General features: G+C 29.8%; 6 protein-coding genes. 4 read left to right on the forward strand and 2 right to left on the reverse strand.

All coding sequences use genetic code 11. From position 1 onward, the window contains the following. The first annotated feature begins 93 nt into the window (after positions 1-93). Positions 94-495: a VOC family protein gene (locus tag ACKTTC_RS10500; protein ID WP_408039775.1), complete on the forward strand. Its 402-nt coding sequence runs from the start codon at positions 94-96 to the stop codon at positions 493-495. Positions 496-585: 90 nt separating this feature from the next. Here ACKTTC_RS10500 and ACKTTC_RS10505 read toward each other — a convergent pair whose 3' ends face one another. Beyond that, positions 586-1,044: a hypothetical protein gene (locus ACKTTC_RS10505; RefSeq protein WP_408039776.1), complete on the reverse strand. Its 459-nt coding sequence runs from the start codon at positions 1,042-1,044 to the stop codon at positions 586-588. A 107-nt stretch (positions 1,045-1,151) separates the two neighbouring features. Here ACKTTC_RS10505 and ACKTTC_RS10510 point away from each other — a divergent pair, with 107 nt between their 5' ends. Then, entirely contained in the window at positions 1,152-3,473 is a 2,322-nt protein-coding gene (locus ACKTTC_RS10510; RefSeq protein WP_408039777.1) for a DNA topoisomerase 3, read from the forward strand. Here ACKTTC_RS10510 and ACKTTC_RS10515 read toward each other — a convergent pair. After that, the gene (locus ACKTTC_RS10515) at positions 3,470-4,573 is read right to left on the reverse strand and encodes a tyrosine-type recombinase/integrase (RefSeq protein WP_408039778.1); all 1,104 of its coding nucleotides are present in this window, start codon (positions 4,571-4,573) and stop codon (positions 3,470-3,472) included. The two genes, ACKTTC_RS10510 and ACKTTC_RS10515, sit on opposite strands and share 4 nt — an antisense overlap. A 98-nt stretch (positions 4,574-4,671) precedes the next feature. Here ACKTTC_RS10515 and ACKTTC_RS10520 point away from each other — a divergent pair, with 98 nt between their 5' ends. Further along, positions 4,672-5,520 (forward strand): AraC family transcriptional regulator, encoded by an 849-nt coding sequence (locus ACKTTC_RS10520; protein WP_408039779.1) that lies wholly within the window; start codon positions 4,672-4,674, stop codon positions 5,518-5,520. An 80-nt stretch (positions 5,521-5,600) separates the two neighbouring features. Next, complete coding sequence (locus tag ACKTTC_RS10525) at positions 5,601-6,092, forward strand: DUF2938 domain-containing protein (protein ID WP_408039780.1); 492 nt, start codon at positions 5,601-5,603, stop codon at positions 6,090-6,092. The last annotated feature ends 286 nt before the right edge of the window (positions 6,093-6,378 follow it).

Below are 6,378 nucleotides of genomic sequence, written 5' to 3' on the forward strand. Positions count from 1 at the left end.
AATGAGTCCGAAAAAAATAATCTTAATGCAATTAAAAAATTACAAGTTGAAAAAGACAGCTTGAAAAATATAATAATTCAAAATAAAACACAAATGAAGAAACAAATGATTAGATCCTTGACTTTTCAGGATAACAATGCTGAAAATGCAATGAATTTTTACATAGAATTATTCGATAACTCTAAAGTTATCAATATAAAGAGATGGGGAAAAGAGCAGCCTGATATGGAAGGGAAAATTATGCAAGCTACATTCGAGTTAGATGGAAATCTATTTATGTGTAGCGATAGCCCAGCAATTCACGATTGGAATTTTACACCCGCAGTTTCAATTTACTTAGAGTGTGAAAACGAAAATGAAATTAAAAGATTATTTTCGAAATTATCCGAAAATGGAAAAGTGATGATGTCAATTGATTATGATTATGGTTTTAGTAAAAAGTTTGGATTTGTTCAAGACCAATATGGAGTTTCTTGGCAATTGAATTTACAATAAAAATAGTTTATATAAATCACTATTAACTCCACAAAAAAACCGAGAAATTAATTCTCGGTTTTTATTTTATATCATATTCTAAAGTGAGTACTACTCTTTTTTGAATAATCTTTTAATATCATCAGCAGTTAATAACCTCGATACTTTTATACTATCTTCCATTGCTTGTAACGGATTTTCTTCATCTCCACTAGTTAATTGAATTTGTAAAAATACTTCTCCATCTTCTCTTGTATATTTTAACCAAACAATTTGTCCATTTGCTTTCATTTTTAATGGATCTCTTGGAACATTTTCAAATCCTTGCATGATTCCATTATATAACTTATCGATATCATTATCTACATTTTTAAAGCTAAAGTTTACATATTCATGTCCAATTGCATTAATATTTTTAAAAAAGAAGTTATAATCATTGTCTCCAATCTTTTCTAAATATACATAACTTACTTTTCCTACTACTTCACTTTGAGTAGTATCTAAAAATTCAATTTGCGAATACGCTGAACCTGAAACAACTAGTAATAATAACAATAAAGCTTTTCTCATAATCTTTAATTTAGGGATTTATATGTTTTTAATAGTTATATAAAATAACGGCTAAAAATAGAATTATTATATCAAAATTACTATTTTTCGCTCCATAAATGTGAGTAATGAAAGTTTGTATCGCCGAAAAGCCTAGTGTTGCAAGAGAGATTGCTAATATTTTGGGTGCCAATACGAAACATGATGGATATTTTGAAGGTAATGGATATGCAGTTACATATACCTTTGGTCATTTGTGTACATTATTAGAACCAAAAGACTATAAACCGCACTGGAAAAGCTGGGATTTGAATAATTTACCCATGCTTCCTGAAAAATTTGGTACCAAAGTAACAGAGGATTCTGGAATTCAGAAACAGTTTAGAATTGTTAAATCTTTATTTGAAAAAGCTGCCGTTGTAATCAACTGCGGGGATGCTGGTCAGGAAGGAGAATTAATTCAAAGATGGGTAATTAATCAGGCTGAATATACAGGGAAAGTGCAACGTTTATGGATTTCTTCACTTACTGAAGAAGCCATAAAAGAAGGTTTTGAAAATCTAAAAGACGAAGAAGACTATAACAATTTATATTACGCAGGTTATTCTCGTGCTATTGGCGATTGGTTACTGGGTTTAAACGCCACTCGATTGTATACCGTAAAGTTTGGAGGGTACAAACAAGTATTATCTATAGGCCGTGTGCAAACTCCAACACTTGCTATGTTGGTAAATCGTTATAATGAAATCCAAAATTTTAAACCTCAACCTTATTGGGAATTACAAACAACCTATAGAGATACTATCTTTAATTGTGAAGAAGGTAGATTTCTTAAAAAAGAAGAAGGACAAGCATTTGCCGATAAAGTAAAAGCTTCTGATTTTGAAATAGTTTCTGTTACCAAAAAGAAAGGTAAAGATTACGCACCTAAACTTTTCGATTTAACCGGTCTTCAAGTTTATTGCAATAATAAGTTTGGTTTTTCTGCAGATGAAACTTTAAAAATTGTTCAGAAGTTATACGAAATGAAAGTTGTAACCTACCCTAGAGTAGATACTACTTTCTTACCCAATGATATTTACCCTAAAGTAGCTGGAATTTTAAAGAACCTAACTAATTATGCTGAAATAACACAACCTTTATTAGGGAAAAAGATCAAAAAGTCTACACGTGTTTTCAACGATAAAAAAGTAACAGATCACCACGCTATTATTCCTACAGGTGTACAAACAAGTTTACAATACAATCAGCAACAAGTATACGATATTATAGTACGAAGATTTATTGCTGTGTTTTATCCAGATAGCGATATTTCTAATACTGCAGTTGTAGGAAAAGCAGACGGTGTTTCTTTTAAAACTACAGGAAAAGAGATTTTATCGAAAGGGTGGCGTGTTGTTTTCGAATATAACGAAGAACCTAAAAAGGTAAATACAGAACAAAGTATCTTGCCTAATTTTGAAAAAGGAGAAAAAGGTCCACACGAACCTAGTTTCTTAGAAAAAGAAACGAAACCTCCACGAAATTATACAGAAGCAAGCTTGTTAAGGGCTATGGAAACTGCTGGAAAGCAAGTAGATGATGATGAAATGCGCGAGCTAATGAAAGAGAATGGAATTGGACGTCCCTCTACACGTGCAAGTATTATAGAAACCTTATTCAAACGTAAATATATAGCTCGACAAAAAAAATTAATCATTCCTACAAAAACTGGACTTGATTTAATTGAATTAATTGACAACAAACTCTTAAAATCTGCTGAATTAACAGGTCTTTGGGAAAAGCGTTTAAAGGAAATTGAACGAGGAGATTACCATGCTAGTACTTTTATCAAGCAGATGAAATTAATGGTAGATCAGTTAGTATATGAAGTACGTTCTAATACTAAAACAGTTAGATTATCTGCAGAAAACAATGCTGCAAAAGTAGCAACTCCAAAGAAGAAAAAAGCAACAGCTAAAACAGTTGTAGGGAAAGAATGCCCAAAATGTAAACAAGGCACCTTATTAAAAGGAAGTAATGCTTTTGGTTGTTCTGCCTACAAACAAGGATGCGATTTTAAACTTCCGTTTTCATATTTAGATAAAAAGATATCTGAAAGTCAACTAATTCGTTTAATAGATAAAGGTTGTACTACTAATTTAAAAGGCTGGAAAACCGAACAAGGAAAAATAGAAGGGTTAGTTCGTTTTGATGAGAACTTTCAATTAAAACTTGAGCCCAAAAATGATAAAGGAGCAAATTCTAAAGCTCAAGCAAAATCGGTTCCCGACACAATTATTTGCCCGAAATGTAAAAAAGGAACTGTATTAAAAGGGAAAACTGCCTATGGCTGTTCTGAACATACGAATGGATGTACTTTTGTATTTCCTTTTACTAAAATTAAAGAATTAGCAAAAGGACAAACACTTACTAAAGAACTGGTATATGAGATTTTATTAAACACTTAAAAAGGCATATCTTCTTCCTTTACTTCAAAAATCTGATCCAAAGGATTCTGAATATTCTGCAAAGAAATATTACTAACTTTCGTATACACCTCTGTAGTCCTACTACTTTTGTGCCCAAGTAACTCTTGAATATAACGTAAGTTAGTTCCATTTTCAAGTAAATGTGTTGCATAACTATGTCGCAAAACATGTGCGGAAACAGCTATAGGAATTTTAGCCTTTAACGCACATTTCTTAAGAATTTGGTTTACACTAGAAGCTGTATAAGCACCTCCTGTAGTACCTTCAAATAAATAGTTTTGTGGTTTATATTCCGAATAATATCTACGTAATATTTTCTTTAAAGCTAAGCTTAATGGAATAATTCTATCTTTTCCTCCTTTTCCATTTACAATACGTATTGTGTTATTGTTTCCATTAATATACTTCACTTTTAGTGCTAATAGCTCTCCCCTTCTCATACCTGTTGCATATAAAGTACTTATAATTGCTTTGTGTTTTATATTAACTGTTTGTGCTAGCATTTTTTTTATTTCTATAGCAGATAATACTTTAGGTAACGGATATTTTTTTCTGGGATATTCTACCTTAGTGACATCAATACTAGCTATATTCTGCGATTTTGTTAGTAATTTTATAGCAGCAGTAAATTGGCGCATGCTAGCAGCACTATACTCTTTAGCACGCATATGACTTAAATATTTATAAAAAGTAACATTTGAAATTTCTTGTGTTTTTAAGTAAGCACAATAAGAATAAACCAAACCTAAATATGTTCTAATACTTGCATCACTATAATTTTGGGCTTCTAGATATATTTTAAAACTGTTAATTAATTCTTTATGTTTTGATAGAATTTCGATTGAAATGTTCTTTTTAAAACGAAACTCCTCCTTTAGAGTATAATTTCTTAACTTCTTTTTTATCTCAATATATTTTTCCTGCTCAAAAGGAATATACCACGCTTTATAGCTTGCAGAATAACTTGCATTTTCTTTTTTAAAAAATGTAATTAATTCCTGATCATATTCAAATAAAAAGAGTATTACATTTTTATTACGATGGAAAATATTTTTAATTAGAATTGTTTTTCGTTTCATAAACACAACAAAAAAAGTGTTATTACACATAAATAAACATATATATTTGTTACTATATAAACAAGTTGGCAGTAATTTAAGACATCCTAAGTTCTCAAATGCAAAAGATTCAGATAAGAACCATAAAAGAGCCTAATTTATCAGAAAAATTTTCAATAAGTAATCTAAATAGTTTGCTGATTGAAAAAGACATGATAGAAAAAATACATCGTCACGATTTCTTTTTTGTACTTGCTATAGAAAAAGGAAATGGAGAACATCAAATTGACTTTACAGACTATGCTATTAATAATCATTCTGTTTTTATTCTTCGTCCAGGTCAAGTACATCAACTAGTATTAAAAAAAGGAAGTAAAGGTTATTTAATGTTTTTTGACAGCAGTTTTTATTCTCCAAAAGAGAAGCTAAAAAAAGAAATGTTATTAACAATAAGTAGAAATAACTATTATAAACTGGAAGCGGAAACATATATTAGACTCACTACTATTTTAACTTACATTCTCTCCGAATATTCAAATAAACAAATAATGTTCAGAGATAACATTAAAGCAAACTTGGATTTGTTTTTTATAGAATTGTTTCGAAAAACAAAAAACACCGACATTCAAACCAATAATAATTCCTATGCTGTTAAAACACTTGAAAAACTATTGGAGATATTAGATATTCATTTTTATAAAAAACACCAAATATCTTACTATTCCAAAGCATTAAACCTGACTACTTATCAACTAAATTCGATTACGAAAAAAACATTAGGAAAAAGTTGTTCCCAAGTAATCAAAGAACGTATAATACTTGAAGCGAAGAGAAACTTAATCGCTACATCTAACCAAATAAATGAAATTTCATATCATTTAGGTTATAATGACACTTCATATTTCATTAGATTCTTTAAAAAGCAGACTGGCTTAACCCCTGAAGCTTTTAGACAAAATTTCAAATAGTCCTATAATACTTAATATTTGTACTATTTTAATACGATTGTCTGAAACTATCTTTGTTGAAAATTAAAAGATAGAAAAGTATGAGTTCAATTTTACAAGCGATTATTATTGGCACAGGAGCCACCCTTTTTATGGATTTGTATGCTTTAGTGCTAAAGTTTTTCAGTATAAAAACACTTGACTATAGATTTGTAGGTCGTTGGATAGGACATTTTCCGAAAGGGAAATTTTTTCATAACAAAATAATGGAATCACCAGTGATTATTTATGAAGTTCCCTTAGGATGGATAGCACATTATTTAATTGGAATAACATTTGCTTTTTCATTAGTTTTCGTTTTTGGGGAAAAATGGGTAAAAAACCCAACATTAATACCAGCTTTAATTATTGGTATAATTACTATTGTTGGTCCGTTTTTGTTAATGCAACCTGCTTTTGGTTTTGGAATTGCAGGTTCAAATTTACCAGATCCCAATAAAGCTAGACTTATGAGTCTTATAACACACACGATATTTGGAATTGGGTTATATTTAAGTACTGTAATACTAAATCAAATAATGAAACTATTTTAGATTACCTGAAAAGAATAAAAACTACTGCCAACAAAGTATATAGCAAATAGGGCAATTTGTGCTTCATTCAAAATTTTGTACACTTAACAAATGTAAATGTAAGCCCGAAAGTTCAGTGCTTTCTACTGCCCTACTTACCATATACCAACCGTTAGCAATTATTAAAAATAAGGACAATATCTAATAAAAACCACTTAAAAATGATAAAAAAAAGAATAACTAACTGAATAGTTGCACAACGTTAAGTTAGAACTTGTAACTATTTCAATGACATAAAAATTAATTT

It is taken from the genome of Tenacibaculum amylolyticum (genome assembly GCF_964511145.1).
GTDB classification, from domain to species: Bacteria; Bacteroidota; Bacteroidia; order Flavobacteriales; family Flavobacteriaceae; genus Polaribacter; species Polaribacter amylolyticum.

Coding starts and splice junctions, on each gene's coding strand:
- ACKTTC_RS10500 (WP_408039775.1), top strand. CDS start 94: ATGAAGAAACAAATGATTAGATCCTTGACTTTTCAGGATAACAATGCT.
- ACKTTC_RS10505 (WP_408039776.1), bottom strand. CDS start 1,044: ATGAGAAAAGCTTTATTGTTATTATTACTAGTTGTTTCAGGTTCAGCG.
- ACKTTC_RS10510 (WP_408039777.1), top strand. CDS start 1,152: ATGAAAGTTTGTATCGCCGAAAAGCCTAGTGTTGCAAGAGAGATTGCT.
- ACKTTC_RS10515 (WP_408039778.1), bottom strand. CDS start 4,573: ATGAAACGAAAAACAATTCTAATTAAAAATATTTTCCATCGTAATAAA.
- ACKTTC_RS10520 (WP_408039779.1), top strand. CDS start 4,672: ATGCAAAAGATTCAGATAAGAACCATAAAAGAGCCTAATTTATCAGAA.
- ACKTTC_RS10525 (WP_408039780.1), top strand. CDS start 5,601: ATGAGTTCAATTTTACAAGCGATTATTATTGGCACAGGAGCCACCCTT.